General features: G+C 60.2%; 29 protein-coding genes, 1 tRNA gene and 1 pseudogene. 16 read left to right on the forward strand and 15 right to left on the reverse strand.

The annotated features are described in order from the left end of the window. Window positions 1-3: 3 nt before the first annotated feature. The 3 genes from Q8L89_06070 to Q8L89_06080 are packed head-to-tail and all read right to left on the reverse strand — an operon-like array spanning window position 4 to window position 2,489. A complete protein-coding gene (locus Q8L89_06070) occupies window positions 4-1,209 on the reverse strand; it encodes a PilX N-terminal domain-containing pilus assembly protein (protein ID MDP1708616.1) in 1,206 nt (401 codons plus the stop codon). A 30-nt stretch (window positions 1,210-1,239) separates the two neighbouring features. Further along, window positions 1,240-1,968, reverse strand: coding sequence for a prepilin-type N-terminal cleavage/methylation domain-containing protein (locus tag Q8L89_06075; protein MDP1708617.1), 729 nt, complete (start codon window positions 1,966-1,968; stop codon window positions 1,240-1,242). After that, a complete protein-coding gene (locus tag Q8L89_06080) occupies window positions 1,962-2,489 on the reverse strand; it encodes a GspH/FimT family pseudopilin (GenBank protein ID MDP1708618.1) in 528 nt (175 codons plus the stop codon). The genes Q8L89_06075 and Q8L89_06080 overlap by 7 nt, the downstream gene beginning before the upstream one ends. A gap of 169 nt (window positions 2,490-2,658) precedes the next feature. Between Q8L89_06080 and Q8L89_06085 the strand changes: the two genes are divergently transcribed. The 4 genes from Q8L89_06085 (at window position 2,659) to Q8L89_06100 (ending at window position 4,826) form a co-directional block, all read left to right on the forward strand. Continuing rightward, window positions 2,659-3,078, forward strand: a complete 420-nt coding sequence (locus Q8L89_06085) for a type IV pilin protein (protein ID MDP1708619.1) — start codon at window positions 2,659-2,661, stop codon at window positions 3,076-3,078. Window positions 3,079-3,136: 58 nt separating this feature from the next. Continuing rightward, window positions 3,137-4,240 carry a glycine oxidase ThiO gene (thiO, locus tag Q8L89_06090; protein ID MDP1708620.1) on the forward strand — a complete coding sequence of 368 codons (1,104 nt, stop codon included), beginning with the start codon at window positions 3,137-3,139 and terminating at the stop codon, window positions 4,238-4,240. Window positions 4,241-4,266: 26 nt separating this feature from the next. Beyond that, complete coding sequence (locus Q8L89_06095; protein ID MDP1708621.1) at window positions 4,267-4,728, forward strand: Fur family transcriptional regulator; 462 nt, start codon at window positions 4,267-4,269, stop codon at window positions 4,726-4,728. A 22-nt stretch (window positions 4,729-4,750) separates the two neighbouring features. Further along, window positions 4,751-4,826, forward strand: a tRNA-Thr gene (locus tag Q8L89_06100). A gap of 9 nt (window positions 4,827-4,835) precedes the next feature. Here Q8L89_06100 and Q8L89_06105 read toward each other — a convergent pair. The 4 genes from Q8L89_06105 to rsmI all read right to left on the reverse strand — a co-directional run bounded on the left by Q8L89_06105 (window position 4,836) and on the right by rsmI (window position 7,861). Then, window positions 4,836-5,321, reverse strand: a complete 486-nt coding sequence (locus Q8L89_06105; GenBank protein ID MDP1708622.1) for a DUF456 family protein — start codon at window positions 5,319-5,321, stop codon at window positions 4,836-4,838. Between the two features lie 68 nt (window positions 5,322-5,389). Further along, window positions 5,390-6,043 (reverse strand): epoxyqueuosine reductase QueH, encoded by a 654-nt coding sequence (locus Q8L89_06110; protein ID MDP1708623.1) that lies wholly within the window; start codon window positions 6,041-6,043, stop codon window positions 5,390-5,392. A 2-nt stretch (window positions 6,044-6,045) separates the two neighbouring features. Then, window positions 6,046-7,026, reverse strand: a complete 981-nt coding sequence (gene moaA / locus Q8L89_06115; protein MDP1708624.1) for a GTP 3',8-cyclase MoaA — start codon at window positions 7,024-7,026, stop codon at window positions 6,046-6,048. A 4-nt stretch (window positions 7,027-7,030) separates the two neighbouring features. Further along, window positions 7,031-7,861: a 16S rRNA (cytidine(1402)-2'-O)-methyltransferase gene (rsmI, locus tag Q8L89_06120; protein ID MDP1708625.1), complete on the reverse strand. Its 831-nt coding sequence runs from the start codon at window positions 7,859-7,861 to the stop codon at window positions 7,031-7,033. Between the two features lie 38 nt (window positions 7,862-7,899). On the opposite strand from rsmI, the gene Q8L89_06125 reads away from it, so the two are divergent. From Q8L89_06125 to Q8L89_06140, 4 genes are read left to right on the forward strand one after another with little or no spacing between them, the layout of a single operon-like run. Further along, window positions 7,900-9,834 (forward strand): penicillin-binding protein activator, encoded by a 1,935-nt coding sequence (locus tag Q8L89_06125; protein MDP1708626.1) that lies wholly within the window; start codon window positions 7,900-7,902, stop codon window positions 9,832-9,834. Beyond that, complete coding sequence (locus Q8L89_06130) at window positions 9,834-10,217, forward strand: YraN family protein (GenBank protein ID MDP1708627.1); 384 nt, start codon at window positions 9,834-9,836, stop codon at window positions 10,215-10,217. The genes Q8L89_06125 and Q8L89_06130 overlap by 1 nt, the downstream gene beginning before the upstream one ends. Before the next feature lie 3 nt (window positions 10,218-10,220). After that, a complete protein-coding gene (locus Q8L89_06135) occupies window positions 10,221-10,814 on the forward strand; it encodes a phosphoheptose isomerase (protein ID MDP1708628.1) in 594 nt (197 codons plus the stop codon). A 5-nt stretch (window positions 10,815-10,819) separates the two neighbouring features. After that, the gene (locus tag Q8L89_06140) at window positions 10,820-11,395 is read left to right on the forward strand and encodes a BON domain-containing protein (GenBank protein MDP1708629.1); all 576 of its coding nucleotides are present in this window, start codon (window positions 10,820-10,822) and stop codon (window positions 11,393-11,395) included. Between the two features lie 66 nt (window positions 11,396-11,461). On the opposite strand, the gene Q8L89_06145 is transcribed toward Q8L89_06140, so the two are convergent. Together Q8L89_06145 and Q8L89_06150 are read right to left on the reverse strand one after the other, a co-directional pair. Beyond that, entirely contained in the window at window positions 11,462-11,869 is a 408-nt protein-coding gene (locus Q8L89_06145) for a ClpXP protease specificity-enhancing factor (GenBank protein MDP1708630.1), read from the reverse strand. A 10-nt stretch (window positions 11,870-11,879) separates the two neighbouring features. Beyond that, window positions 11,880-12,482, reverse strand: coding sequence for a glutathione S-transferase N-terminal domain-containing protein (locus Q8L89_06150; protein ID MDP1708631.1), 603 nt, complete (start codon window positions 12,480-12,482; stop codon window positions 11,880-11,882). 623 nt (window positions 12,483-13,105) lie between these two features. On the opposite strand from Q8L89_06150, the gene Q8L89_06155 reads away from it, so the two are divergent. From Q8L89_06155 to Q8L89_06190, 8 genes are all read left to right on the forward strand, one after another. Further along, window positions 13,106-13,753 carry a cytochrome c3 family protein gene (locus Q8L89_06155; protein ID MDP1708632.1) on the forward strand — a complete coding sequence of 216 codons (648 nt, stop codon included), beginning with the start codon at window positions 13,106-13,108 and terminating at the stop codon, window positions 13,751-13,753. 36 nt (window positions 13,754-13,789) lie between these two features. Next, window positions 13,790-16,057, forward strand: coding sequence for a molybdopterin-dependent oxidoreductase (locus Q8L89_06160; GenBank protein MDP1708633.1), 2,268 nt, complete (start codon window positions 13,790-13,792; stop codon window positions 16,055-16,057). 3 nt (window positions 16,058-16,060) lie between these two features. Beyond that, entirely contained in the window at window positions 16,061-16,921 is an 861-nt protein-coding gene (locus Q8L89_06165) for a 4Fe-4S dicluster domain-containing protein (protein MDP1708634.1), read from the forward strand. 33 nt (window positions 16,922-16,954) lie between these two features. Continuing rightward, the gene (gene nrfD, locus Q8L89_06170) at window positions 16,955-18,370 is read left to right on the forward strand and encodes an NrfD/PsrC family molybdoenzyme membrane anchor subunit (GenBank protein ID MDP1708635.1); all 1,416 of its coding nucleotides are present in this window, start codon (window positions 16,955-16,957) and stop codon (window positions 18,368-18,370) included. Beyond that, complete coding sequence (locus Q8L89_06175) at window positions 18,367-18,897, forward strand: DUF3341 domain-containing protein (protein ID MDP1708636.1); 531 nt, start codon at window positions 18,367-18,369, stop codon at window positions 18,895-18,897. Before nrfD ends, Q8L89_06175 begins: the two co-directional genes overlap by 4 nt. Then, entirely contained in the window at window positions 18,894-19,442 is a 549-nt protein-coding gene (locus tag Q8L89_06180; protein ID MDP1708637.1) for a cytochrome c, read from the forward strand. Before Q8L89_06175 ends, Q8L89_06180 begins: the two co-directional genes overlap by 4 nt. Before the next feature lie 28 nt (window positions 19,443-19,470). Continuing rightward, the gene (locus Q8L89_06185; protein MDP1708638.1) at window positions 19,471-20,541 is read left to right on the forward strand and encodes a hypothetical protein; all 1,071 of its coding nucleotides are present in this window, start codon (window positions 19,471-19,473) and stop codon (window positions 20,539-20,541) included. Between the two features lie 83 nt (window positions 20,542-20,624). Beyond that, window positions 20,625-21,773: a trypsin-like peptidase domain-containing protein gene (locus Q8L89_06190; protein ID MDP1708639.1), complete on the forward strand. Its 1,149-nt coding sequence runs from the start codon at window positions 20,625-20,627 to the stop codon at window positions 21,771-21,773. A 153-nt stretch (window positions 21,774-21,926) separates the two neighbouring features. Here the strand turns inward: Q8L89_06190 and tatC are convergent. From tatC to hisI, 6 genes and pseudogenes are all read right to left on the reverse strand, one after another. Next, a pseudogene (gene tatC, locus Q8L89_06195) lies at window positions 21,927-22,715 on the reverse strand (twin-arginine translocase subunit TatC). Continuing rightward, window positions 22,699-23,103 (reverse strand): Sec-independent protein translocase protein TatB, encoded by a 405-nt coding sequence (gene tatB / locus Q8L89_06200; GenBank protein MDP1708640.1) that lies wholly within the window; start codon window positions 23,101-23,103, stop codon window positions 22,699-22,701. Before tatB ends, tatC begins: the two are co-directional and overlap by 17 nt. A 15-nt stretch (window positions 23,104-23,118) precedes the next feature. After that, window positions 23,119-23,373 carry a twin-arginine translocase TatA/TatE family subunit gene (gene tatA, locus Q8L89_06205; protein ID MDP1708641.1) on the reverse strand — a complete coding sequence of 85 codons (255 nt, stop codon included), beginning with the start codon at window positions 23,371-23,373 and terminating at the stop codon, window positions 23,119-23,121. 30 nt (window positions 23,374-23,403) lie between these two features. Further along, a complete protein-coding gene (locus Q8L89_06210) occupies window positions 23,404-23,742 on the reverse strand; it encodes a histidine triad nucleotide-binding protein (protein MDP1708642.1) in 339 nt (112 codons plus the stop codon). After that, entirely contained in the window at window positions 23,739-24,059 is a 321-nt protein-coding gene (locus tag Q8L89_06215) for a phosphoribosyl-ATP diphosphatase (GenBank protein MDP1708643.1), read from the reverse strand. Before Q8L89_06215 ends, Q8L89_06210 begins: the two co-directional genes overlap by 4 nt. A gap of 33 nt (window positions 24,060-24,092) precedes the next feature. Next, on the reverse strand, window positions 24,093-24,485 hold the full coding sequence (gene hisI / locus Q8L89_06220; protein MDP1708644.1) for a phosphoribosyl-AMP cyclohydrolase: 393 nt from the start codon (window positions 24,483-24,485) through the stop codon (window positions 24,093-24,095). Window positions 24,486-24,839: the final 354 nt, after the last annotated feature.

The raw sequence follows: 24,839 nt of genomic DNA on the forward strand, positions 1-24,839 counted from the left end.
TGTTCAATTGTCAATCCAGGTGCCGGGCACCTTGACGTAAAACTCCGGTCCATTACCCCCAGAGTTGTTACCGAATGAGTTGAAACTGATGGTCAGGGCGCCTCCGCCTGAGGCAATCATATCCCCTTCCGATGCCACAGCGCCCACGATATTGGCCGTGCCGGTCAGCACCGTGTCTGGCTTGGTAGTAGAGCCGGTGGAGTAGATGAAGCCATGAATGGTGGCGCCGCCCTCGATCCTGAGACCCCCGTCCACAACCAGTACCACGGGATTGGTGGGCGAGCCTATGATTGTCCCTGCGTTAATCGTGGTATCGCCCGTGACCCAGATATAGGGGGCTATCGGGGTGCCGTATGTAATGGAGTTGCTGGATGTGTTCGCGCCGCTATTGACCAGGCTGGGGTTGCAGACGCCTCCGCAGGTGACCGGCAGGCTCATATTCTGGATTTCATACTTGCTGGCGCCGAAAATGCTCTGGAAGAAGGCCTCACCCTCCGCTGTGCTGTCTACGGTTCCGGTTACCCCATCCGTTGTGCTGTTTTGAACCAAGCCGCCGCCGGGGTCTGTGGTGGCAACTGTAGTGGTGGTGCCAGTTTGGTAAGTTATATTAGGGTTCGTGTTATTGTCCGGGTTACCGCTCACTTGCACTAGGCCTTGCGCCTCAATGACTGTGCCCGTCTCGCCGTTGGTAATCGTAAGGGCCTGGCTGGTAGATGAAAATGCGCTGCCGGATTGCACCGGGGCATTGGGGGGCGTAAAGGAGGGCAGGCTGTATTTCTTGATGTATTGGATGACGGTTTTGGTGGCGCTGCCGTCGTCGGACCAGCCCGTGGCGGTGATGCTTAGCAAGGCGGTGTTGACCGGGGTAAGTACCGAGTCGTAAACATAGCGGTAGCAAATGCCGGCCACAGTGCAGGGTGCGATAGTGCTGGTGCTGCCGGGCAGGACGCCCGTGGTGGCGGTGCCGAGGCTTGGCGCACCAAGGTTGGAGTTGTATACGGCCCTTTCCAGCGCCGCCTGCGCGGCATGCAGCGCCTGCTTGGCGCGGTAGTCGTTGGCGGCGATGCGCTGCTCCACCACCACGACCCGTGCCGATGAAAAGGTCATGAGTGTGATGGCCAGCAGCAGAATCAGGGAGGTCACCAGTGTGGCGGCGCCGCGCTGCGTATGTGGCAGGGCGTGCCGGCGGTATGATTTTGTATGTGTCATGTTCAGTCTCCTAAACATTGGTAAGTTTGTTCAGCATGGGGCGGCGCCCGCGATGCATACCATGTGATTGCGCAGATGTACGGTATCGGTGATGGTGCGCTGCATTTCGCCGCTGCTGTCCTCTTTCGGTTTGCCGGTGATGGTGATGGTCACCTGGCGTGGTTTAATCAGGACATCGCCGGCAGTCGGTGTGATGGCTGTGCAATTATCGACGTTTGGGCCGGACAGTGCGACAGAGGTGTTGATGCAATGGGTAGTGAGGGCAAAGTCGAGCGCGGTAATGGTGACCCGGTTGCTGTCGGTGATGCCCTCTGAGGTGGGTGTGCAGCTATTGCTGGCGGCACTTCCTCCATTACGCATCAGTATGGCGTCGTTGCTGAGATAAAAGGCCATCTTTTCCGTATCGTCCACCGTGGTGTTATTGTCGCGGTCATAGGTGTAGGTGATGCAACTGCCGCTGATGGCCAGATTATTCGCGCCTTGCATGAAGGGGTTGGCGGCGCCAGCCACCGCGCCCGTGCCGGTGGCTGTCGCTTGGTTGTAATAACCGGCACGCTGGATGTCGCGCACCATCACGTCCATGGCCGCGCGCAACTCCTGGTTGACGCGCGCCATTTTGAGCGTGTTGTGGCTGCTGCCGGTGGTGTTGACGTAGATCTGGGATACCGCGGCAAGCAGCAGCAGGCCTAGGGTTAAAGCAACCATTAATTCAATCAGGTTGAAACCTTTTTGGGCAACGATTTTATTACGGGTTAACATGAGCCGGAACTCGGTTTGTATTTGGTGAGGCTGGCTGAGTCGGAGCAGATGCGCACCCGCCCGAGCGAGCCGACGATGATTTTGATGCTGCCGTAGTTGGAGCTGAGGGTGGCTGTGCCATTGCCTCCGGGGACGGTGCCGCGTCGGGGCTCAAAGCGGGTGGAGCCGCCAAAATTGCTCTCGAGACTGACCCCGCGGAAGTCAGTGCCAGAGACGACTTTGTCGACGCCGCTCAGCTGACAGCTGCCGGCGGTACCGCAGGTGCAGGTTGCCAGGGCGATGCCGTAGCACCAATTGCTGCCGGTAGTAAAGGAAACAAAAACATTGGCGTTGCGTTTGATGGCCTCGGTGCGGGCGTATTGCAGGTCTTCATAGAGCTGTTCGGCGGCGCCCACGAGGCGCTGTTTCTCCAGCATACTTTGGAAGGAAGGTATCGCAATGCCTAACAGAACAGCGAGCACCGCGATGGTGACCATCAACTCGATCAGGCTAAAGCCGGCGTGTGGTGCCACTGTGCGCATGACCTGTCCTTCAAAACCCGGTAGTAACCATGGTAATGGAACCGGCAGCGGTTTAACATGGGTTGCATGACCGCCGGTCCGGGCCTGATGACCATTGGTCTGGAACGGGTCGAAACCACACGCTGTCTGGCCTATATACTTGGGGTGTCGATTGCCGAGGATGCTTCCTATGAAAAGAAAAGAGTCGGGCTTTACCCTGGTAGAGTTGATGATTGTGGTGGCCATCATCGGCATACTTGCGGCGATTGCCTATCCTTCCTATCAAGACTCCGTGCGCAAGAGCCGGCGGGCGCAGGCGATTACAGATATGTATAGTATTCAGTTGGCGCAGGAAAAATGGCGGGCGAATAATTCCACCTATGGCACGCTGGCAAACGTGTGGGGTACGGTTACGACCAGCCCTGCTACGGGCACGGCTTATTATAATTTGGCCATCTCAGGTAACACCGCGACTGCTTATACCCTCACGGCTACGGCAACCACTGCGGGCGGCCAAAACAACGATAAGGCCGGGGGCATAAGCTGTACGCCGCTGACCCTGAATCATAACGGTCCGGTGGGGCAGCCAGCCTGCTGGGCCAAGAATTAATAATGCAGCGTAGTTGATTTTTGGGCTTCTGAATTTAGCGGGAACGCGTGTAACAACAGTGACAAATTGCCTTGTCATCGGCGGAGGTATCATTGGCCTGCTCACGGCACGTGAACTGGCGGATGCAGGCGTCACGGTCACCGTGGTCGAGCGCGGCGCGGGGGCCGCCGGCCATGAGTCTTCCTGGGCCGGAGGCGGAATTTTGTCGCCACTGTGCCCATGGCAGGCACCCGAGCCCGTGACCGTCCTGGCGCGCTGGGGGCAGGCTCGATACGCGGAGCTGGCCCAGGCGCTGCAAGAGGAGACGGGAGTTGATGCGGAGTGGACGCAGAGCGGGATGCTGTGTCTCGACGCTACGCAACAGGCGGCAGCGCTGGCCTGGGCCGGGCGTACCCACACCGAGGTGCAGGTACTGACCAGGTTCGCCGTCAAGATGCGTGAGCCGTCGGTGAGTGACACGGCAGAACACGCGCTTTGGTTGCCCGAGGTGGCACAGATACGCAACCCGCGCCTGTTGCGCGGGTTGCAACAGAGCCTGCTCAAGCGCCGCGTGCGCATGCTGAGCCAGTGCGAGGTCACCGGCCTGCGGCATACGGGCGGGCAGGTCACGGGCGTCGACAGCAGCCACGGGCGCATGAGCGCAGGCACGGTGATCGTGGCCGGCGGCGCCTGGAGCGGGCAATTGCTGGCCGGGCTGGTGCCCAAACTCGATATCCAGCCGGTGCGGGGCCAGATGCTGTTGTGGCGCACCAAGCCGGGGTTGGTGAAGCGCATCATCGTTCAGCAGGAGCACTATTTGATTCCGCGCAGCGATGGCTGTGTGCTGGCTGGTAGCACCGTGGAGCATGTAGGGTTTGACAAGGCCACGACCCAAGCGGGGTTGCAGGAGTTAAAGTCGGCTGCCATCAGCATGGTGCCCGCGCTGGCGTACTGTCATGTCGAGCAGCACTGGGCGGGGTTGCGGCCCGGCTCACCGCAGGGCGTGCCGTACATCGGCGCACATCCCGCCCTCAAGGGCTTGTATGTCAACACAGGTCACTTCCGCAATGGCTTGGTGCTGGCGCCGGCGTCGGCGCGTTTGATGGCAGATCTGGTGCGCGGTGCGCCACCGATTGTGGAGCCCGCGCCCTATGCCTTGGCCGCTACGCAAGATGGACTTTAATCAAACCTTCATCTTATACTGTGTACATGCTGGATCAGTCCGACAAGTTTCCGCTGAGCCGAGAGGATGTCGCGGCATTGCTGCGTACCCGCGGCATCAGTCCCACGCAACAACGCATTGAAATTGCGCAGCTGTTGTTGGAGCGCCCGCAACACCTGTCCGCCGAACAGATACTGGTGCTGGTAAACAAGGAGCGTCCCCTTGCCTCCAAGGCCACGGTCTACAATACCCTGCGTGTGTTTGCGGAACAGGGACTGATCAATGAGGTCATCGTTGACCCGACGCGCATGTTGTATGATTCCAATGTCGATCCACACCACCACTTTTACAATCTGGACACCGGCACCTTGATGGATGTTGGGGCCGACCAGCTTGCCCTCAGCGCACTGCCGGCGTTGCCGGAGGGTACGGTGACAGCGGGGATCGAAGTCATTATCCGGGTACGCAATGCCCCTGGATCACAGGCGGACGCCACACAACACGACTAAACCGGGTCTAAATGCCAAGAAGGCCGGTGTAGCTCAGTTGGTAGAGCAACTGATTCGTAATCAGTAGGTCAGAGGTTCGATTCCCCTCACCGGCACCATTCACAGCGTCACGCCAGGCGGGCGATGGCAAATACGCCGAGCATGGCCAGAGCCAGAGCCAGCTTGGCCGCAACGCCCAATACCAGCCCCACGGTCGCACCGATGCCCGCCCGCCCTGCTGCGCCAAGGTGGCGCTGGGTGGAGAGCTCGCCAATGACCGCGCCGATGAAGGGTCCGAGCAGCACACCCAGCAGGCCAAAAAACAAACCAAGCACAGAGCCGATAATCGCACCTGTCACTGCGCGTGGTGACGCGCCAAAGCGGCGTACGCCGAAGGCGCTGGCCACGAAGTCGGCGAGGTACGTGAGCAGTGCCAGCACGCCCAGCACCGATAAGGTGCCCCAGCCCACATAGATAAAATCTTCGGCCCACGCCGCCATCACGAGACCCGCAAACAGCACCGGCGCACCGGGTATGGCCGGGAGCAGAAGCCCCACCAGCCCGAGCACTATCAGCGCGACGGTGAGTAGCCAGAGTATGATGGTGAGGGTCATGGCAGATCAGGGCGCTGACGGGAATTCCGGTTTCAGGGCGTGCGTGCTCGCCGGGTAGCCAGCGTCCGCTATGCCGTGTCTTTCCCGTAAAACTTGACGCTGAATTTTATTTTCTCGCGGCCCTGGGTGCGGCGGTGGCGGTTGGTGTCGCGCAGGGAGTAGATGCAGCCGCAGTATTCCTGCTGGTAGAACTGTTCCTGTTTGGAAATTTCCACCGTGCGTGCGCTGCCGCCGCCTTTGCGCCAGTTGAAGGTCCAGTAGGTCAGGGCCGGATAGCGTGCCGCCGCGCGTTCGCCGCAGGCGTTGATCTGTGCCATGTCTTTCCAGCGTGAGATGCCGAGCGAACTGGTGAAGACGGTGTAGCCATGCTCGATGGCGTAGAGCGCACTGCGCTCGAAGCGCATGTCGAAGCAGGCGGTGCAGCGCGCGCCGCGCTCCGGTTCGTATTCCAGTCCCTTGATGCGTGTAAACCAGTTGTCGGTGTCGTAGTCGAGGTCAATGAACGGCACGCCGAGTTTGCCCGCGTAGCGTTTGTTTTCCGCTTTACGCAGTTCGTACTCGTGCCGGGGGTGGATGTTGGGGTTGTAGAATAAAATGCTGTAGTCGATACCGGAGCGCGTCATCTCGCTCATGACGTCGGCCGCGCACGGCGCGCAGCACGAGTGCAGCAGCACGCGCTTTTCGCCCTGAGGGAGAGTCAGCAGGGGGCGCTCGCTTTCCACGGTCAGCCTCCGGTCTTGGCCATGAAGCGTATGATCTGCCCGGGTTTCTCGCGGAACTCATGCCGCTCAGGCTTGCGGGTGATGGCCTCGAGAATGGCCTCGGTGAGCGCTGCATCGCTGATGCCATGACGCAACAACGGGCGCAGCTCAAGTGTATCTTCCTGGCCCAGGCACAGATACAGCGTGCCGTCGGCGGACAGGCGCACGCGGTTGCAGGTTTCGCAGAAGTGCTGCGAGATGGGCGTGATGAAGCCGATGCGCAGCGTGGTGCCGGCGACCTGCGCGTAACGCGCCGGCCCGCCGCCGGGCATGACGCTGGGAATGAGCTCATATTTTTGCTCAAGCTGTTTTTTTATCACCTGTAAATCAAGATACTGATCCGTCGCCGCCCGCCCGGTGCTGCCCATGGGCATGGTTTCGATCAATCGCAGGGTGAAATCGTGCGCGATGCAAAACTCCACCATGTCTTCGATCTCGTCATCGTTCACGCCGCGCAGGGCGACCATGTTGATCTTGACGGGGTGCATGCCTGCGTCTTTTGCGGCCATCAGTCCGTCGATCACGGCGCTTAGTTGGCCGCCGGTGATGTCATGGAAGCGCTGTGGCCGGAGGCTGTCGAGGCTTACGTTGATGCGTGTGATGCCTGCCTGTTTCAGCGCGTGCGCGTGTTTCGGCAACTGGGTGGCGTTGGTGCTGAGTGAGAGATCGTCGATGCCGGGCAGGGCATGCAGGCGTGCGGCGAGTTGTGCCAGATTCTTGCGTAGCAGCGGCTCGCCGCCGGTGATGCGTACCCGTGATACGCCAAGTTCGCCGAAGATGCGCAACACACGTTCTATTTCCTCGAAGTTGAGCCAGTGCGCATGTTCCTCAAAGCCCTTGAAGCCCTGCGGCAGGCAGTAGGTGCAGCGCAGGTCGCAGCGGTCGGTGACCGACAGGCGTACATAGTCGATGCGGCGGCCAAATTTGTCGATGAGCGTCTGCACCAGCCTATTTTAACCGTAGCGCAAGGTCGTAGAGATCATTTTTTCTGGCACCGCTGATGGCGGCGGCGAGCCGGGCGGCCTGTTTCACCGGGAGTTCGGTCAGCAGTGCGCGCAGCAGTGTTTCGTGGTCATGCCCGGAGGCGAGCGGAGCGGGCGCACCGTGTACCAGGATGACGCATTCGCCTTGCTGCTGCTGCGGGTCGGCGCCGACAAAATCATGCAGACCTTGCAGACTGTCGTGGCGGATGGTTTCAAACAGCTTGGTGATCTCACGTGCCAACACGGCTTCCCGCTCGATACCGAACACAGTGCGCATGTCGCTGAGGCAGTCGAGCAGGCGGTGCGGTGCTTCATAGAAAATCAGCGTGCGTTGTTCATGCCGCACTGCTTCGAGCTGGGTGCGCCGCGCCGCTGCGCGTGGCGGCAGGAATCCTTCAAACACAAAGCGGTCAGACGGCAGGCCAGAGGCGGAGAGCGCAGCGATGAGGGCGCTGGGGCCGGGCACCGGGCAGACCCGTATCTGTGCGGTATGCGCCGCGCGTACCAGGGTGTAGCCGGGGTCGGATATGAGCGGGGTGCCGGCATCGGAGATCAACGCCAGCGCATCGCCGCGCTGGAGCCTGGCAATCAGTTCGGCGCTGCGTTCACGTTCATTATGTTCATGCAGCGCAATGAGCGGGGTAGTGATGCCAAAATGGCGCAGGAGCCAGCCGCTGTGGCGGGTATCTTCTGCGGCGATCAGGGCCACGCCGGCCAGCGTCTCCTGTGCCCTGGCGCTGAAATCGCCAAGGTTGCCGAGAGGTGTCGCGACCACGTACAGTACACCTTGTTCGATTGACACGCTTTCCACGCTCACCAAGAGACTGCCTTGTCGTGAATGTTACACCTTTAAAGCCGGCGATGGCGTTGTGGCTGGCGTTGCTGCTGACGGGCTGCGACGGGTTGCCGCACCGTGTGGCGGGGGGGCCTGCACCGCAACAGCCACCCGCAGTGACGGCCCAGCAGGCGCAGGCGCTTGAAAGTGTCGGCGATTTTCAGCGCGCGGCGGCGGTGTGGGAACAGCTCGCCTCCGTTACGCCGCCACCTCAGCGCGATGTCTATCGCCTGGATGCGGCCCATGCCTGGTTGCGTGCCGGTGAACCGCAGCGTGCGCGGGCGGTGTTGCAAGCGCTCGACAGCAAAGGGCTGGCGGCGGCAGTGTGGGTGCGACGGCAGCTGATCGAGGCACGTATCGCGCTGGCGGAGAGTGACGGCCCGGCGGCGCTGGGCGCTTTACAAGGGCTGACTGCCCCCGCCGAGGCGCAGTCGTTGCAGGTGGAAATTCATGTGTTACGGGCCGAGGCCCATGCACGGTTGAATCAGCGCCTGGCGTCGGCACGTGAACGGGTGGCGCTGGAGCCGCTGCTGACAGATGCCCTGGCGCGGCGTGACAACCAGCGCGCCATTGTCGCCAGTCTGGCGGATACACCCGGTACCGAGCTGGCTGAGGCGGCACGCCACACAGGCGATGCCCTGGGTGGCTGGGCGGAGCTGGTGGGTATCGCGCGCTCTACGGCACAGAGTTCCGTTTTCAGGCAGAAAATTGCCGAATGGCGCACACGTCACCGCACGCATCCTGTGACGGAAGAGACACTGGCTGCACTGCGCACGCTGGTGCTCTATGATGCAGCCGCCATTACACCGTCGCCCAGCTTATCTTCAGAGCCGGTGTTGTCTTTTCCGATCCAGACCAGCGTCGATGCGAATTTTCCGATAGCCTTGATGCTGCCGCTCACCGGCCCGTTGGCGGCCGCGGGCAATGCCGTACGTGAAGGGTTTATGGCGGCGGCCAATGCACAGGGCGCAGCTGCGTCGGTGCGCGTTTACGACGTGGGCGTCGGCAGCGGCACGGACGCAGCGCTGGAGGTGCTGTCGGTGTACCAGCAGGCGCGTCAGGAGGGTGCGGCATTCGCCGTCGGGCCTCTTGCCAAGGAAGGTGTCAAGGTGCTTTATGCCCTGGGCACGCTGCCATTGCCAACACTGGCGCTGAATTACAACGAGGACAGTACGGCGACGCCGGGGAATCTCTATGAATTCGGTCTCGCGCCCGAGGATGAGGCCCGTCAGGCCGCCGAACGGGCCTGGCTGGATGGCCGCAGCCGCGTGCTGGTGCTGACCCCGGAGGGCGAATGGGGCGATCGTATCCTGCGCGCCTTCCGTGAGCATCTGGAGCGGCTCGGTGGGCTGGTGGTTGCGCAGCAGTCCTACCCGGCTGAGGGACAGGATTTCAGCGGCCCGATTCGCAAGCTGCTCGGCTATCGCCCGGCGCCGGCCAATGACAAGCGTGCCAAGCCATCCCGTCGGCGCGATGCAGATGCCATTTTTGTGGTAGCGCTGCCGCGGCAGGCGCGCATTATTCATCCGCAGTTGCGCTATTATTACGCCTTCGATCTGCCGGTGTATTCCACCTCGCACCTTTACAGCGGCAAGCCGGATCCGGTGGCGGACATTGATCTGGACGGCATTCTGTTCAGTGACATGCCGTGGGTGCTGACGGATACACCACGCAAGGCGCTGAGCGACGCGCTGCTGGCACAAAAAGGTGATTCTTTTTATGCGCTGCGACGCCTGTATGCACTCGGCGTAGATGCCTATCGCGTGATCGCCCACCTGCCGCGATTGCAGGGTGCGGCCTCGGAGCGGTTCGAGGGTGAGACCGGCAGCCTGCGGCTGGATGGCGTGCGTCGGGTGCACCGGCAGCCGATCTGGGCGCGGTTTGAAAACGGTGTGCCGTACGTGGTCGATACCGGCGCTGGCCCGGCCCGCTGATGGCAGCAGTACAGAATGCGCGCGCAGAACGCGGCCAACGTGCCGAAGCCGGGGCCTGCGCCCATTTGCAGCGTCAGGGGTTGCGGCTGGTGGAGCGCAATTACCGCTGCTCACGGGGCGAGATTGATCTCATCATGCGTGACCAGGAAACGCTGGTGTTTGTGGAAGTGCGTTACCGCGCGAGCAGACGTTTTGGCGGTGCCGCCGCCAGCGTGGATACACGCAAGCAAGCTCGCTTGATCGCTGCTGCGTTACACTACCTGCAGCAGCATCCGGCTGCAGGCAGACGACCCTGCCGCTTTGACGTGATGGCCGTCGTTCCCGGCGAGGGAAGTGCTGCAATGGAGTGTGAATGGATACGGAGTGCCTTTGAGGCGGAATAACCCATGGACATGGTTGAGCGCGTTAAGCACAGTTTTCAGCACAGCATCGAGACCAAGCAGCAGTCGCTGGAAGTGCTTGCCGGGCCGGTGGCGCGCGCCGCAGAGATGCTGACTCGATGCCTGTTGCACGAGCGCAAGGTATTGAGTTGCGGCAACGGCGGTTCGGCCGGAGATGCCCAGATATTTTCTTCCGAGATGCTGAATCGCTTTGAGCAGGAGCGCCCCGGATTGCCCGCGATAGCACTGACCACAGACAGCTCCACGCTGACCTCGATTGCCAATGACTACCAGTTTGCCGATATTTTTTCCCGCCAGGTGCGAGCCCTGGGCCAGCCAGGAGATGTGCTGCTCGCCATCAGTACCGGCGGCAATTCGGCCAATATGGTGAGCGCGGTAGTGGCGGCGCACGACCGTGGCATGGTTGTGGTCGCGCTGACAGGGCGAGATGGCGGCGAGATGGCGGGGCTGCTGGGCGAGGGCGATGTTGAACTGCGCGTACCGTCACAATCCACGGCGCGTATCCAGGAAGTACACTTACTGATTATTCATTGTCTGTGCGATCTTATCGATTGCCAGTTACTCGGACAGGAGGCCTGAAATATATGTATGTCAGAATTTTAGCGTGTGTCATGGCGGTGAGCGCCGCTGTGTTGCAGGGTTGTGCGGGAGTGGTGGTGGCGGGCGGAGCCGCGGGTGCCTCAGTGGCGCATGATCAGCGCACGGCAGGCTCGGTGGTGGAAGACCAGGCGATAGAGTTCAAGGTGGCCAATGTGATCCGGGGCGACCAGGAGCTTAATGAGCAGAGCCATATCAATGTCACCAGCTACAACGGTCTGGTGCTGTTGAGTGGTGAGACGCCTACCGAAGCCTTGCGCAAACGCGCCGAAGAGCATGCGCGCAATACCCAGAAGGTGAAAAAGGTCTATAACGAGCTGGTGCTTGCGGCACCCAGTTCGCTGGTTTCACGCAGCGGCGACACGGTGTTGACCGCCAAGGTAAAAACCCGGATGGTGGCCGAGAAGAACTTCGACGCTACGCGCATCAAGGTGGTGACCGAGAATGGCGTGGTGTATTTGATGGGGCTGGTGCAGCGTGCCACAGCGGCCATCGCCACCCAGATTGCCAGCGAGACCGGTGGTGTGCAGCGGGTGGTGACGCTGTATGAGTATACGGATTAAAACCCGGTTACGAGCCAGGCATCAGGACTTTTCCCGTTACTAGCCACTCGCCACAAGTAACTGGGGTTAAGTCACCAGCTTGAGTTTGGGTTTGCGGGCGGGTGCTGGCGTCCCCTCCGGGGGCGGCGGGGTGCTGCCTTCTTCGTTGTTGAAGACCATGCCCTGACCGTTTTCCGCAGCATAAATACCCAGTACGGCGGACACGGGTACGCTGATGCCTGTAGCAACGCCGCCGAAACGGGCGCTGAAGTCGATGCATTCGCTGCCTAGCTGCAGGTCTTGTGCTGCGCGCGGGGCGATATTGAGTACAATGCGACCCTCTTTCACGTACTGCCCCGGCACTCGTACCCCGGGCGCCGTGGCATTGGCCAGCAAGTGCGGGGTAAGGCCATTATCCACGATCCAGTCATACAGCGCGCGCAACAGGTAAGGTCGACTCGAGGTCATTGCGGGCGTGGGTGTAGTACTACTCATGGCGTTTGCATCAAGGTGCGCGCATCTCGCGCTCAGTCTCGGTAAGGCTGGTCTGAAAGGCCTCGCGTGCAAACAGCCTTTTGCCGTACTGCTCTACCGCCCTGGCCTGGGTGGGGAGATCAACTCCGTAGTACGGCAGGCGCCACAGCAAAGGGGCCAGACTACAGTCCACCATGGACATTTCATCGCTCAGGAAAAAAGGCTTTTGCGCAAACAGCGGTGCACTGATTGTCAGGCTCTCGCGCAAGGCCTTGCGTGTGCGCGTCGCCAGGTGTCGCTCAGGTTTGCCCTCCAGCACTTCCAACAGGCTGTACCAGTCGCGCTCGATCCGGTACAGGATAAGACGCGTACGGGCGCGGGATATCGGGTCTATGGGCATGAGCGGCGGATGCGGGAAGCGCTCATCCATGTAGTCCATGATGACGGGCGAATGGTAGAGTGTGAGGTCGCGGTCAATCAGCACCGGCAGGGTATGGTAGGGGTTGAGGCCGGCCAGTTCGGGCGGGGTATTTCCCTCAGTGACAATGATGACCTCCGCGCTGATGTTTTTTTCGTACAGCACGATACGGGTGCGGTGGCTGTATGGGCAATCAGTCCCGGAGTACAAGGCCATTGAGGAGCGCCGGGTGGGGGCAAGTAGCGTGCGCAGACCGGTGTCGGCCTTGGCCGCACGCGTCGTGCGGGAGGGTGCCTTGGGTTTCGTCATGCCATGCTCCCGGGTTATGCGCCGGTGGTGCGCGGTTATCTCGTGTCCTAACAGGGCACCCGGTTAAGGGGTGCGGGACAGGGTTGCCCTAAATGATAGTGCAGTATAGCCCAGAGCGCTTGGCTTTATGTGGGTGTGGCGCGGCATTTTGCGACCGTCTTGACATGCGTTGGGAGCTTTGCTGTAATTGAAAATCTGTCAATAATGATAATGAGTCCCAGATGGTGTGTGAGGCGCTTGACAAGCGGGTGGGTAGGGATGACCTTGTGGTTCGGGAGTATCAGCTTGGTTGTTGCAGGGCTGCGCAAGTCAGGTTGATGGCATGTGCCCGCGCTGTACGCGGTTGCCGGCAGGGCCGCGGCACCATTGAGCTAACAATGCCTGTCGGAGCGGTGCACGAGTCATAGCACCACTGGATCAGGACACACAATTACCCCAGAGAGTTCAGACCGTAACAGCCTTGTATGCAGATGACTAGGTATGTCGTCTGAGATCAGGTGTGTACGGTTTTGGCGCAGCAGGATGCAGGAGTGGAGATTTACGCAATGCGATGGATTCAGTTGAATGGAGCAAAAGGTGGGCAGTGGCAGCAAGTGAACGCTGCGCTGTTGATGGCGCTGGCGCTGCTGTGGGTGTTCCCGGCGCAGGCCGAGCCAGGCGTCCCCGCGAGCATCAAATACCCTGTAGCGCCCGAGGGTAGCCATGCGGGCAAGGATGTGGAGCAGCCGATAGAGTTCCCGCATGATGTCCACACGGCTGTTAACAAGATCAACTGTCTTTACTGCCACACCTATGCCCGCCGCAGCAAAGTGGCCGGCATTCCCCCCACCAGCAAGTGCATGGGCTGCCACAACATGATTGCGACGGACAAGGAGCGCATTCAAAAGTTGACCGAGTACTGGGAAAAGAAAGAGTCGGTGCCGTGGAAGAAAGTGCACGACATGCCGGATTTCGTGCATTTCACGCATGAAAGGCACCTGAAAAAATTCATCTTTGATAATGAAGAGCTGGCAGAGAATATGTCCGTGGACACAGTGGCCCCGGTGTGTGAGGTATGCCACGGCGATCTGCGTACCATGACGGTGGCCAAGAAGGTCAAACCCCTGACCATGGGCTGGTGCGTGTCCTGTCATGAGGCCAACGGTGGGCCGGGCGACTGCTGGGCGTGTCATAAATAACTCATCTTTCTGACCTAAATTACGAGCGGCCTTGCCATGAGCGGTAAAGAGATCAAACCCCACACCTCCGATATTGACGCAACCCAAACTGCGGGTGTCCCGCTGCCGCGTCTCAAGCGCAGGGATTTTCTGAGAATGATGGGTTGGGGCACGGTGGGCGTGACGCTTGCCGGTTGCGATCTGCCATCGACCGTGACGCTGGAAGAGGGCGAAGAGACCGTCGTGTCCTATCTGTCCCCGGAGGAGTATGTCATTCCGGGCGTGGGCGTGTGGTATGCCTCGATTTGTCTTCAATGCCCGGCCGGTTGCGGCATTCATGGTCGGGTGCGTGAGGGTCGTGCGCTCAAGCTGGAGGGCAACCCGGAGTCGCCGGTCAATCGCGGCAAGCTGTGCCAGATGGGCCAGGCCGGCGTGCAGGCGCATTACAACCCCGACCGCCTGCGCGGGCCGCAGGCGCGCAAGGACGGCAAACTCGTTGATATCAGCTGGGACGAGGCCTGGCAGCTGCTGGGTGAAAAAGTAGGCGCTGCTACCGATGGCGCGCGGGTGGCCTGGTTCACCGGCACCATCAGCGGACATCAGGCGGCGCTGGTCGGGGAGCATCTGAGTGCGCTCGGCTCCACCCACCAGTATGCTCACGAAGCCATCAATAACGCGGTTGGCCGCGCGGTCAATCAGGACATGCTGGGCGAGGCCGCACCGGGTCTGGTGTTCGACAAGGCCAAGCTCATTGTTTCGTTTGGCGCGGACTTCCTCGGCACCTGGGTTTCCCCGGTGCATTTTGCCACCGAATACGGCAAGTTCCGCGCCGGTCAGCGCGGTGTGCTGGTGGTGGCCGAACCCAAGATGTCACTCACCGGCGCCAACGCAGATTTGTGGCTGGCCGTGCGGCCGGGTACCGAAGGTGTGCTGGCGCTGGGTATCGCCCATGTGTTGATGCAGTCCGGCGTAACTGTGCCTGAGGCCGCGCGTGCCGCTGTCGAAGCCTATGCGCCTGCCAAGGCGGCTGAGATCACCGGCGTTTCCGTGCAGCGCATTGAGCAAATCGCAGCCCTGTTGCAGAAGAACAGCCCCAGCCTGGTGCTGGCCGGTGCGACGGTAGAGGGCCAGGAGCAGGGTTATCAGGCGGCCTCTGCCATCATGCTGCTGAATATCATGTTGGACAATGTCGGCCAGACCATTGTCGCGCGCGGGGCGTTCCCCTTCCCGCAACTGGCGCCGCGCCCCGGCAATACCCGCGATCTGGTGGCATTTACCGTAGCGGCCAAGAACAAGGCGCTGGATGTCGCTATTTTCTGCGGTACCAACCCCGTATACACCGCGCCCGCCGCGCTGGGTTTGACGGAAGGCCTGCAAAATATTCCGTTCAAGGTGGTGTTGGCCCAGGTGCCGGATGAGACCGCGATGCAGGCGGATCTGCTGTTGCCGGTGGCCTCAACCCTGGAGGATTGGGGCACCCATGTTGCTGAACAACAGGCCGAGCAGGGTGTTATCACTTTCCAGCAGCCGCTGATGGAAAACCTGTATCCGGGTGTGCCGGGCGTGGGCGATGTGCTGCTCAAGCTGCTCAAGCTGCGCGTTGCCGGCAATTACGATGCCTTTGCCGATTACTATGCCTACCTGCAGAGCGCTATCGCTGCGCTGCCTGACAGCTACAAGGAGTTCGGTGTCAGCAACCAGCAGATGTGGGAGCAGACCCTGCAAAAAGGCTTATTGAAAGTAGAGAGCGCAGCCGGCAGCCTGACGACCCGCGTTGGCGCGATCAGTCTGAGCGAGTCCACCACCGATGCCGAGTATCCGTTACGCCTGATTCCGTCACCCCGGCTCGGCCTGTGGGACGGACGTCACGCCAATATTCCCTGGCTGCAGGAAGCCCCGGACCAGATCAGCAAGGTGGTGTGGGATTCCTGGGCCGAGATTCACCCGACAACTGCCGCCAAGCTCGGCGTGCAAGAGGGCGATGTGCTGGAGATCGCCTCGGCGCACGGCAGCCTCAAGGTCAAGGCGTATCTGTTCAAGGGTGTGCACCCGGATGCGATCGCGGTACCACTGGGCCAGGGGCACGACGAGAGCTTCGGCCGGTTTGCCAGAATGGCCCAGGGCGTGAATCCACTCAAGATCGTAGGTGCTGCCACAGAGGCACACACCGGCGAGCTCGCGTTGTATGGCACGCCAGTGAAGGCGACCCGCACTGGCGTGAATGAGCAGCTGGTCAAGGAAGGCTATAACAATATTTCGCAGCGCGGCCAGAAGATGGTGGCGACAATCTCGGCGGACCAGTTCCGGCGCACGGAAGGAGCGTAACGCATGTCCTTTAAGAATATGGTGAGTGACTGGTCGCAATACCGCAAAGGTATCGAGGATGGCGGTTTTCACAACTATGAGCACCGCTGGGGTATGGCCATTGATCTCAATGCCTGCATCGGTTGCAATGCCTGCTCCACGGCCTGCTATGCGGAGAACAATCTTGCCGTGGTGGGCAAGGATCGCTACTCCAAGGGCCAGTCCATGCACTGGATGCGCATCGAGCGTTACTGGGACGAAGACCAGGCCGCGCGTGAATTTCCGGATCAGGGCGCCAGCTTCCTGCCCATGCTGTGTCAGCAGTGCGGTGCGGCACCGTGCGAACCGGTGTGCCCGGTGTCGGCCACCTACCACACCCCGGACGGCTTGAATGCGCAGGTCTATAACCGCTGCATCGGCTCGCGTTACTGCAACAACAACTGTCCCTACCGCGTACGTTATTTCAACTGGTACTCCTATTACGAATCCTCCTGGCCGGAACCGCTCAACATGCAGTTGAACCCCGACCTGACGGTGCGTGACAAGGGTGTGATGGAGAAGTGCACGTTCTGTGTGCAGCGCATCCGTGTCGCCAAGGACAAGGCCAAGATGGACAACCGCAGCCTCAAGGATGGCGAATTTACCACCGCCTGTGCCCAGGCCTGCCCGACCTCGGCCATCCACTTCGGCGACCTGCTGGATCCGGAGAGCGATGTCAGCACGCTGTGGAACAAGCACCAGGTCACGCGTGTGGATGAGCAAGGCCGTCCGCGCCACAAGCAGAACAAGCAGAACAAAGAGTTACGCGGCTACCGGGTCATGGAGGAGCTCAACACCGACCCATCCGTAATGTATCTGGAGCGCGTGCGCGAAACACTGGCGTAAGCGATGGCGAATATAGAGGCAGGCATGAAAGACATGGCAACACACGACCAGGAAAAAGACATTCGGGAAGATTTGCCCTGGAAGCAGATCAATACCGACATACTAAAGAGCCTGGAGAGTCCGCGACGCGGCTACTGGATTTCGCTCGGGGTATGCATCGGGCTGGTCATGATAGCGGTGGTGGCCGAGATATATCAGTACCGGGAGGGCCTGGGTGTCGCCCACCTGAATAATCCCCAGATGTGGGGTCTGTATATCGCCACCTTCATCTTCTGGATTGGCATGAGCCATTCGGGAACGCTGCTGTCGGCGATTCTGCATATCGTGCATGCCGACTGGCGCAAACCGATCTACCGCTTTGCCGAGGCGATGACCACGTTCTCGCTGATGACGGCCGCCATCTTCCCCATTATTCACCTGGGCCGGGTGTGGAATTTCTACTGGGTCGCGCCCTACGTGCCGGCACGTGGTACCTGGCCCAACTTCCGCTCACCCTTGTCGTGGGACGCGTTCGCCATCTTTACCTACCTGACTTCATCGGCCCTGTTCCTGTTTATCGGCATGATTCCCGATTTGGCCATTGCCCGTGACAACACCACCGGCTGGCGCAAGAAATTGTACACCGCGCTGGCGCTCGGCTGGCGCGGTGACGACCGCCAGTGGCGCGTATTCCGCAAGGTGTACATGCTGATGGCGTGCTTCCTGATTCCGCTCGCGGTATCGGTGCACTCCATCGTGTCGTCCGACTTTGCCATGTCGATCATGCCCGGCTGGCATGTGACCACCTTCCCGCCCTACTTCGTGGCAGGTGCCTTGTATTCCGGCTGCGCGGCGATCATTACGCTGTTCATTCTGCTGCGCTACTACTTCCGCTGGGAAGAGTACATGACGCTGCCGATCATGGAGAAGATCTGCAAGCTCACCTTTGCCATCGCCATGGTGTGGACCTACCTCAATCTGGTGGAGTTCTCCTCGGTCTGGTACGGCCATGACCAGGTCGCGAAGGATGTGCTGTTGTACCGCTTTACCGGCGACTATGCCTTCTGGTTCTGGCTGATGCTGTTCTGCGGCATGGTGGTTCCGTTTGCGCTCGCCTTCCAGCGTCTGCGCGTTCACCTGCCGACCATGATGGTGGTGTCACTGGTACTCAATTTGGGTATGTGGCTGGAGCGCTGGATGATTGTGTCGCCGACGCTGTCGACTTCCTATGCCCCGTGGCAGTGGAGTGTGATGTGGCCAAGCATGGTGCAGTGGGGCATTGTACTCGGCAGCTTCGGCTGGTTCGGCATGCTGTTCCTGATATTCGTCAAGATATTCCCGTCGGTGTCCATGTATGAAGTGAAGGAAATGGTCTATCACCGCAAGCAGGAATCTGCCAAGGGTCGTGCACACGGTGCCGGTGGTGCCGCACCCGCACACAGCCCCAGCATGAAGAGGGACGAACAATGAAAAAGACGCGCCGTATACTCGGCCTGTTCGGGGATTTTGAGCAGACTATCGCCACCATAAAGGACATCCGTGCCGGCAGAATCGCCGGGGTATCGGTGGACGACGTGACCGTGATCTCGCCCATCGAACATCTGGAAGTGGCAGAGGCCTTGGGTGATCGCCCGGTCTATGTGCAGCGCTTTACTTTTGTAGGTGCGCTGTTCGGCCTGATCGGCAGCTTTATCTGGATATCGGCGGCACAGGCAACCTTTCTGGTGCAGCCGCAGGGCGGCAAGCCGGTGATCTCCATGGTGTCGAACTTCGTGCTCAATTACGAAATGCTGATTCTGGGTGGTGTGTTGTTCAGCCTGGCCGGGTTTCTGATAGGTGCGCGCTTGCCCTCACGTAAAGGTTCGCTCTATAGCGAGAAGGTGAGCCTGGATCAGGTTGGCATAATTATCGAACTGACGGATGCGAGCCTGGAGACGGCCAAGGGACTGTTCCAGCAGCATAGCGTGCTGGAGATTCGTGAAGAGGTTATCAAATGAAGCTGCGTTATCTAGTCGTCGCCGTCACTCTGCTGCCCGCGCTCAGCTATGCCTGGCCGTGGTCGCAGGACATGATGAACCAGCCCAGCATCAAGCCGCAGGAGCTGCCGGCAGAAGGCAAACAGTTGCCGGACTTCGCCAAGCGTTCGGTGCCGGTGGAGGGCATTCCGACCCAGGTCGCAGATCGGGAGGCGACCAAATCCCTGATCAATCCCATTCACGCCAGCGCCGAGTCAATCAAGGAGGGCCGGGTGTTGTACAGGATTATCTGCGCCGCCTGCCATGGCCTGACCGGCGAGGCCGACAGCCCGGTGAGCGACAAGATCGGCGCCATCCCGCTGACCGACGAATACGTGCAAAAACAACTCACCGAGGGTTGGCTGTTCGGCACCATTACCTACGGCAGTGTCATCATGCCGGCCTACGGGGTGACCCGCGGCCAGACAGGCTCCAACGATCTGTCCGTGGAGGAGCGCTGGCACGTTGTCAATTACATACGTCATGGGCTGACGCAGGAACCGGCAGCGCAGCACGCCGCCCAATAAACCAAGCAAGAGCAGGAGTAGCGGTTCCATGGAAAATTTTGGCAGCTGGTCAACACTGACCACGAACTTTCTTATCATCCTCTATCTCGGGATGGGGGGCGTCACACTGTGCGCGCTGCTGCACATGGCCAATGCCAACTGGCGCTTCCAGATACGCAAGCTGGCGGTCTCGCTGGCGGCGCTTTTTCCGCTGGCATTTGTGCTGCTGCTGATACTCCTGTTCAATGGCGAGAGTACCTTCCAGTGGCTGGCCGCAGCGCGGGAAAGTAGCGACGAGCATCATCTGAGCGGTTGGCACAACTACACCTTCCTGGTGGCGCGTCAGATCATAGGCTTTCTGGTGGTGGCCACGCTGTATGGTTTGTTCATCAAGTATCAGGCGAAGACCGAGACCGACAGCTCATACAAGACCCAGCGCACATTTCGTAATATTGCACTGCTGATCCCGTTCGCCTATGTGCCGTACGCCACCATGGTGGCGTGGGATTTCGAGATGACCATGTTGCCGGGCTGGCACAGCGCGAGCTATGGCGCCTATCACTTCGTCAGCAACTTCCATGTGTTCCTGGCCTTTTTTGCCGTGTTCCTGTTCTTCCTGAACCGCTCCGGCAAGTTGACTCAGGCCTTTGACCCCCTGGTATTCAACTGCCTGGCGCAGATGATGCTGGCCTTCACTATCCTCTGGACGTATCTGTTCTTCACCCAGTTCCTGATCTTCTGGTATGGCCGCTTGCCGGATAATATCGGGCGCTTCTTTAACATGATGTACGGCGGTGCCATGCAGCCTGGTATGGAGTACTTGGGGGGCTACGCCTATTTGTGGTGGACCTTCTTTACGCTCAAGTTCATCATCCCGTTCTGTACCTTTATCTTCACGGCCAATCGGCACAACCCGATAGTCATTACCGTGGTCGGTTGCGGTATCGTGCTGGGTACCTGGCTGGAGCGCTACACCTGGATTTCCGGTTCGGTGGATCCGCAGTTCTACCACAAACCCATGAGCGCCTTGTTTGACATCATAGTGACCGCAGCGGTGATTGCGGCGGCATGGTTTGTGGTGCGTCGGTCCATGGCACGCAAGGGCCTGATACGCGTCTGAGGTTGCCGCGTCTGTCTTGGCGCCAGGGTAACTACGGGGGCATGCTACCATGAGGCTGGGATTCTACCTGTTGTCACGACGCCATGTCCCTGCGTAACGCAACTTCCTTTATTTCCAAGGCGATACTGGCAGGCTTGCTGCTTGCCTTTGTGGTGCTGTATCTCTATCCCTCCCTGCTCGGCCAGCAACAACAACCGGCTGTTATTACCACCCAGGCGCCGGCAGCACCCGCCGTGCGTGGCGTGGCCTCCTATGCCGACGCGGTTGCGCTGGCCGCACCTGCCGTTGTCAACATCAATACCACCAAGCTGGTGGCCGAACGCAACCCGTTTCTCAACGATCCGTTCCTGCAGCGTTTTTTCGATGGTAGATCCGGTATTCCGCGCTCCCGGGTCGAGTCCAGTCTTGGCTCGGGCGTGATCGTGAGCCCCCAGGGTTATGTGCTCACCAACAACCATGTCATCGAAGGCGCTGACGACATCCAGGTGGCGCTGAATGACGGCCGTAATGCCAAGGCACGCATCGTGGGCAGAGACCCGGAGAGCGATATCGCCGTGTTGCAGCTTGATATCGGTACGCTGCCTGCCATTACTTTTGGCGAATCCGATGCCCTGCGCGTGGGCGACGTAGTGCTGGCGATCGGCAACCCCTATGGCGTCGGACAGACGGTCACCCAGGGCATCGTCAGTGCCACCGGGCGTACCCATCTGGGGCTGAGTACCTTCGAGAACTTTATCCAGACCGATGCCGCAATCAATCCCGGTAACTCCGGTGGCGCGCTGATCGATAGCGAAGGCCACCTCGTGGGGTTGAACAGCGCTATTTTTTCCCGCTCAGGGGGGTCACAGGGTATCGGTTTTGCCATACCTGCCAGCCTGGTGCGGGGCGTGATGCAGCAGATCATCGAGCATGGTCACGCAGTGCGTGGCTGGCTCGGCATCGAGGTGCAGGCAGTTACCCCGGCGCTGGCGGAGTCATTCGGCCTCGGCAAGGTAGAGGGGGTGATTGTGGCAGGGGTGCAGCCGAACGGGCCGGCCAGCAAGGCGGGCATTCGGCCGGGCGACGTGGTGCTGTTTGTGAATGACGCACCGGTGAACGACCCGGCGGCACTGGTGAATGTTGTTGCGGGGTATGCGCCGGGCACCATCATCACGCTACGGGGCCTGCGCGAAGGCAGCGAGATACGCCACACACCTGCGGTGGGCGAACGCCCGACACCCACCAGCCGTTAGGCTGCAAGCTATCCCACGACCTGTCAGGCAGGCCGCGCATTGTCAGTCGTGCTGTTTGTCGGGCGATGTTCCGCCGACCGGCTGGGCACCGCGGGGCGTGCCAAAGCTGCGTTCGGGGCCATCAGCCGGCGGCGGGTTATCGTCATCCGGTGGCTCGTCGGCTTCTTCCTCTTCGCCATCTTCCTTGCGGTGGTAGAGTCGCGCCACCAGCAGCCCGACCTCGAACAACAGCAGCAGCGGAATGGCGAGCATGAACTGCGAGATGACGTCCGGCGGGGTGAGAATCATGGCGATGACGAAGGCCAGCACCACAATGTAGCGGCGTTTCTCGGCCAGGGCCTTGGGTGAGACCACCCCGGCCCACACCAGCAGCACTACTACCACCGGGGTTTCAAACGAAATACCAAAGCCGAAAAACATGCCGAGCACGAAATCCAGATACTTGCTGATGTCGGTCATCATGGCCACGCCTTCCGGCGTAGTCATGGCAAAGAAATGGAATACCAGCGGAAACACCAGGAAGTAGGCAAAGGCGGCGCCGAGGAAGAACAGCAGCGTACTCGAGATCAGCAGCGGGTACACCAGCTTGCGTTCCTTTTTGTAGAGGCCGGGGGCAATAAACCCCCAGATGTTGTACAACACTACGGGGATGGCAACAAACAGCGACAGCCACAAGGTCAGTTTCAGCGGGACGAAGAAGGTGGAGGCGACCTCGGTGGCAATCAGGCTGCTACCTGCAGGCAGGCGATCAATCAGGGGTTGGGCCAGCAGGTTGTAGAGTTCGTTGCGAAACCAGAACAGCACGGAGAATACCAGCATGACGCTGGCGACGATACGGATCAGCCGGTCGCGCAACTCCAGCAGGTGTGCTATCAGTGAACGCTCTTCGCCACCTGCCTCCGGCTGTTCGCCTTCGTCGGAGGTGTTACTTTGATCCGTCATGGGGCGGTTTCTGGGGTGCGGACTCGGCGGGAATGGCGGCGGGTGGTTCGGGTTCGGTAGTGGCGGGTTGGTCGCCGGGACTGTCAGCGAGGACATTGTCCTGCAAATTGACGCCTAGCTGGCTGGTATCCACTTCCATGTCGGTGCGGGTTTCGTCCAGGATTTTACGCAACTCCTGCATCTCACCCTGCTGCTGGGTCAGCAGATTACGTAACTCATCGGTCTTGAATTCGCGATCCATGTCGGACTTGGCGCTGGCCACCATGCGGCGCACCTTGCCCAGCCAGTAACCAACGGTGCGCGCAACCTCGGGCAGCTTCTGGGGCCCGATAATAAGCAGAGCGACCAGTGCGATGATGCCAATCTCGGCAAGGCTGATATCAAACATACTACGGGGTCGTGATCAGGAGACCTTATCCTTCTCCTTGACCACCTCCGCTTCAATCACGCGGCCCTCGGTGTTTTGTTCGGCGGGCTTTTCGCCCGGTGCGGCAGTGTCTTCGGCGGCCTTGGCTTCCTCACTGCCGTCACGTACCGAGCTACGGAAGTTCTTGATTGCAGTGCCGATGTCGCCGCCGATGTTGCGCAGCTTTTTGGCACCGAACAGTACCAGTACGATGGCCAGAATGATGATCAATTGTGTGGGACTGCCTATCATGGGTATTCTCCAAAAATAAACTTCGGTTGTTCAAAATCCCGGCAAAGGGCTGCCACCCAGCAGGTGGATGTGCAGGTGGCCTATTTCCTGGCCGCCACCCGGGCCGGTATTGATAATGGTACGGAAGCCGTTGGTCAGACCTTGCCCGCGTGCCAGCACCGGCAACAGGCGCATCATGTGTGAGACCAGCCCGTCGTGTCCAGTGTTCAATTCGTTCAGGCTTTCCAGATGCAGGCGCGGCACCAGCAGCAGGTGCACGGCGGCCTTGGGATGGATGTCCTTGAACACCACCACCTGCTCGTCCTGGTGCACAAACTGGGCAGGCAGCTTACCTTCGGCGATACTGCAAAACAGGCAGGCTGAGGTCATGAACCCGACCGCCGCGCCTTTTCCTCCAGTCCGGAGAGGCCAAAGCGGCGCTCCAGCTCGCGCAATACCGCGCTGGGCCCCAAGCCTTGGGCCGAGAGCAATATCAGGGTATGGAACCAGACATCGGCGGTTTCATGCACCATCTGCTCGGTATCACCCGCCTTGCCTGCGATCACCAGTTCGGTAGCTTCCTCGCCGATCTTCTTCAGGACGGCGTCCGGCCCCTTGGCATGCAGACTGGCCACATAGGAGCTGTCCGGGCTCGCGTTTTTGCGCTCCTCAATCACCTGCGCCAGACGCTCAAGCACATCACTCATGCAGCCACCTGTTGGGCCCACCCTGAGGGCACCTCACGGCTTATTATATATGAGGCTCGGGTCCTTTAGTACCGGGTCTACCGCCACCCAGCGGCCCCCCTCCAGGCGCTGGAAGAAGCAGTTGTGGCGGCCCGTATGGCAGGCGATACCCCCCGTCTGCTCCACGCTGAGCAGCAGCGCATCGCCGTCGCAGTCGAGGCGGATGTCCTTCACCCGCTGCACGTGGCCGGAGCTTTCGCCCTTGTGCCACAGGCGCTGGCGCGAGCGTGACCAGAACACCGCCTCGCCCCGGCGCAGGGTTTCCTCCAGTGCCGCGCGGTTCATCCAGGCGAACATCAGCACCTTGCCGCTCGCCGCCTCCTGCACGATCGCAGGGGCAAGCCCCTGCGCGTCCCAATGGATGTCAGCTAACCAGTCGTGAGTCATGAGTGGGTCTGAGCAAGTTTAAAGACTGAAAGTATCAAGCAGCGAGGCGCTAAAGTCTACCCGCGCAATCAGCAATCAGGGGGCTCATCTGTAAGAAAGTTAAAACATTTAGATACAATCATTGCATGTAGGTATTATCATTGCGTGACGGTATTCTTTCCTGGTTTATGGAAGTGGATACATGAGTTCATTGAATCTAAAACCGCTCTACATCGCCTTACTCACGGCCGGGTTGATGTTATTTTCGTTGCCAAGCCTGTCAGCGGAAGCTGCCGGCAAGTATGACCCGCCGCCGAACCTGCTCGAAGGCCATCAACTCGTGGAGGCGCTGCGGGCAGGCGGCTACGTCATCTA

Source organism: Gammaproteobacteria bacterium (assembly GCA_030680605.1).
Taxonomy (GTDB): Bacteria; Pseudomonadota; Gammaproteobacteria; order SURF-13; family SURF-13; genus JAQBXX01.

What these genes read in the sequence shown, in the direction of transcription:
- Q8L89_06165 (MDP1708634.1), top strand. Translation starts at nt 16,061, where the DNA reads ATGTCCTTTAAGAATATGGTGAGTGACTGGTCGCAATACCGCAAAGGT.
- Q8L89_06140 (MDP1708629.1), top strand. Translation starts at nt 10,820, where the DNA reads ATGTATGTCAGAATTTTAGCGTGTGTCATGGCGGTGAGCGCCGCTGTG.
- Q8L89_06145 (MDP1708630.1), bottom strand. Translation starts at nt 11,869, where the DNA reads ATGAGTAGTACTACACCCACGCCCGCAATGACCTCGAGTCGACCTTAC.
- Q8L89_06130 (MDP1708627.1), top strand. Translation starts at nt 9,834, where the DNA reads ATGGCAGCAGTACAGAATGCGCGCGCAGAACGCGGCCAACGTGCCGAA.
- nrfD (MDP1708635.1), top strand. Translation starts at nt 16,955, where the DNA reads ATGGCAACACACGACCAGGAAAAAGACATTCGGGAAGATTTGCCCTGG.
- Q8L89_06150 (MDP1708631.1), bottom strand. Translation starts at nt 12,482, where the DNA reads ATGGCCTTGTACTCCGGGACTGATTGCCCATACAGCCACCGCACCCGT.
- Q8L89_06080 (MDP1708618.1), bottom strand. Translation starts at nt 2,489, where the DNA reads ATGCGCACAGTGGCACCACACGCCGGCTTTAGCCTGATCGAGTTGATG.
- Q8L89_06160 (MDP1708633.1), top strand. Translation starts at nt 13,790, where the DNA reads ATGAGCGGTAAAGAGATCAAACCCCACACCTCCGATATTGACGCAACC.
- Q8L89_06095 (MDP1708621.1), top strand. Translation starts at nt 4,267, where the DNA reads ATGCTGGATCAGTCCGACAAGTTTCCGCTGAGCCGAGAGGATGTCGCG.
- Q8L89_06185 (MDP1708638.1), top strand. Translation starts at nt 19,471, where the DNA reads ATGGAAAATTTTGGCAGCTGGTCAACACTGACCACGAACTTTCTTATC.
- Q8L89_06085 (MDP1708619.1), top strand. Translation starts at nt 2,659, where the DNA reads ATGAAAAGAAAAGAGTCGGGCTTTACCCTGGTAGAGTTGATGATTGTG.
- Q8L89_06075 (MDP1708617.1), bottom strand. Translation starts at nt 1,968, where the DNA reads ATGTTAACCCGTAATAAAATCGTTGCCCAAAAAGGTTTCAACCTGATT.
- Q8L89_06210 (MDP1708642.1), bottom strand. Translation starts at nt 23,742, where the DNA reads ATGACCTCAGCCTGCCTGTTTTGCAGTATCGCCGAAGGTAAGCTGCCT.
- tatB (MDP1708640.1), bottom strand. Translation starts at nt 23,103, where the DNA reads ATGTTTGATATCAGCCTTGCCGAGATTGGCATCATCGCACTGGTCGCT.
- Q8L89_06215 (MDP1708643.1), bottom strand. Translation starts at nt 24,059, where the DNA reads ATGAGTGATGTGCTTGAGCGTCTGGCGCAGGTGATTGAGGAGCGCAAA.
- tatA (MDP1708641.1), bottom strand. Translation starts at nt 23,373, where the DNA reads ATGATAGGCAGTCCCACACAATTGATCATCATTCTGGCCATCGTACTG.
- Q8L89_06175 (MDP1708636.1), top strand. Translation starts at nt 18,367, where the DNA reads ATGAAAAAGACGCGCCGTATACTCGGCCTGTTCGGGGATTTTGAGCAG.
- Q8L89_06135 (MDP1708628.1), top strand. Translation starts at nt 10,221, where the DNA reads ATGGACATGGTTGAGCGCGTTAAGCACAGTTTTCAGCACAGCATCGAG.
- Q8L89_06070 (MDP1708616.1), bottom strand. Translation starts at nt 1,209, where the DNA reads ATGACACATACAAAATCATACCGCCGGCACGCCCTGCCACATACGCAG.
- Q8L89_06190 (MDP1708639.1), top strand. Translation starts at nt 20,625, where the DNA reads ATGTCCCTGCGTAACGCAACTTCCTTTATTTCCAAGGCGATACTGGCA.
- hisI (MDP1708644.1), bottom strand. Translation starts at nt 24,485, where the DNA reads ATGACTCACGACTGGTTAGCTGACATCCATTGGGACGCGCAGGGGCTT.
- Q8L89_06105 (MDP1708622.1), bottom strand. Translation starts at nt 5,321, where the DNA reads ATGACCCTCACCATCATACTCTGGCTACTCACCGTCGCGCTGATAGTG.
- Q8L89_06180 (MDP1708637.1), top strand. Translation starts at nt 18,894, where the DNA reads ATGAAGCTGCGTTATCTAGTCGTCGCCGTCACTCTGCTGCCCGCGCTC.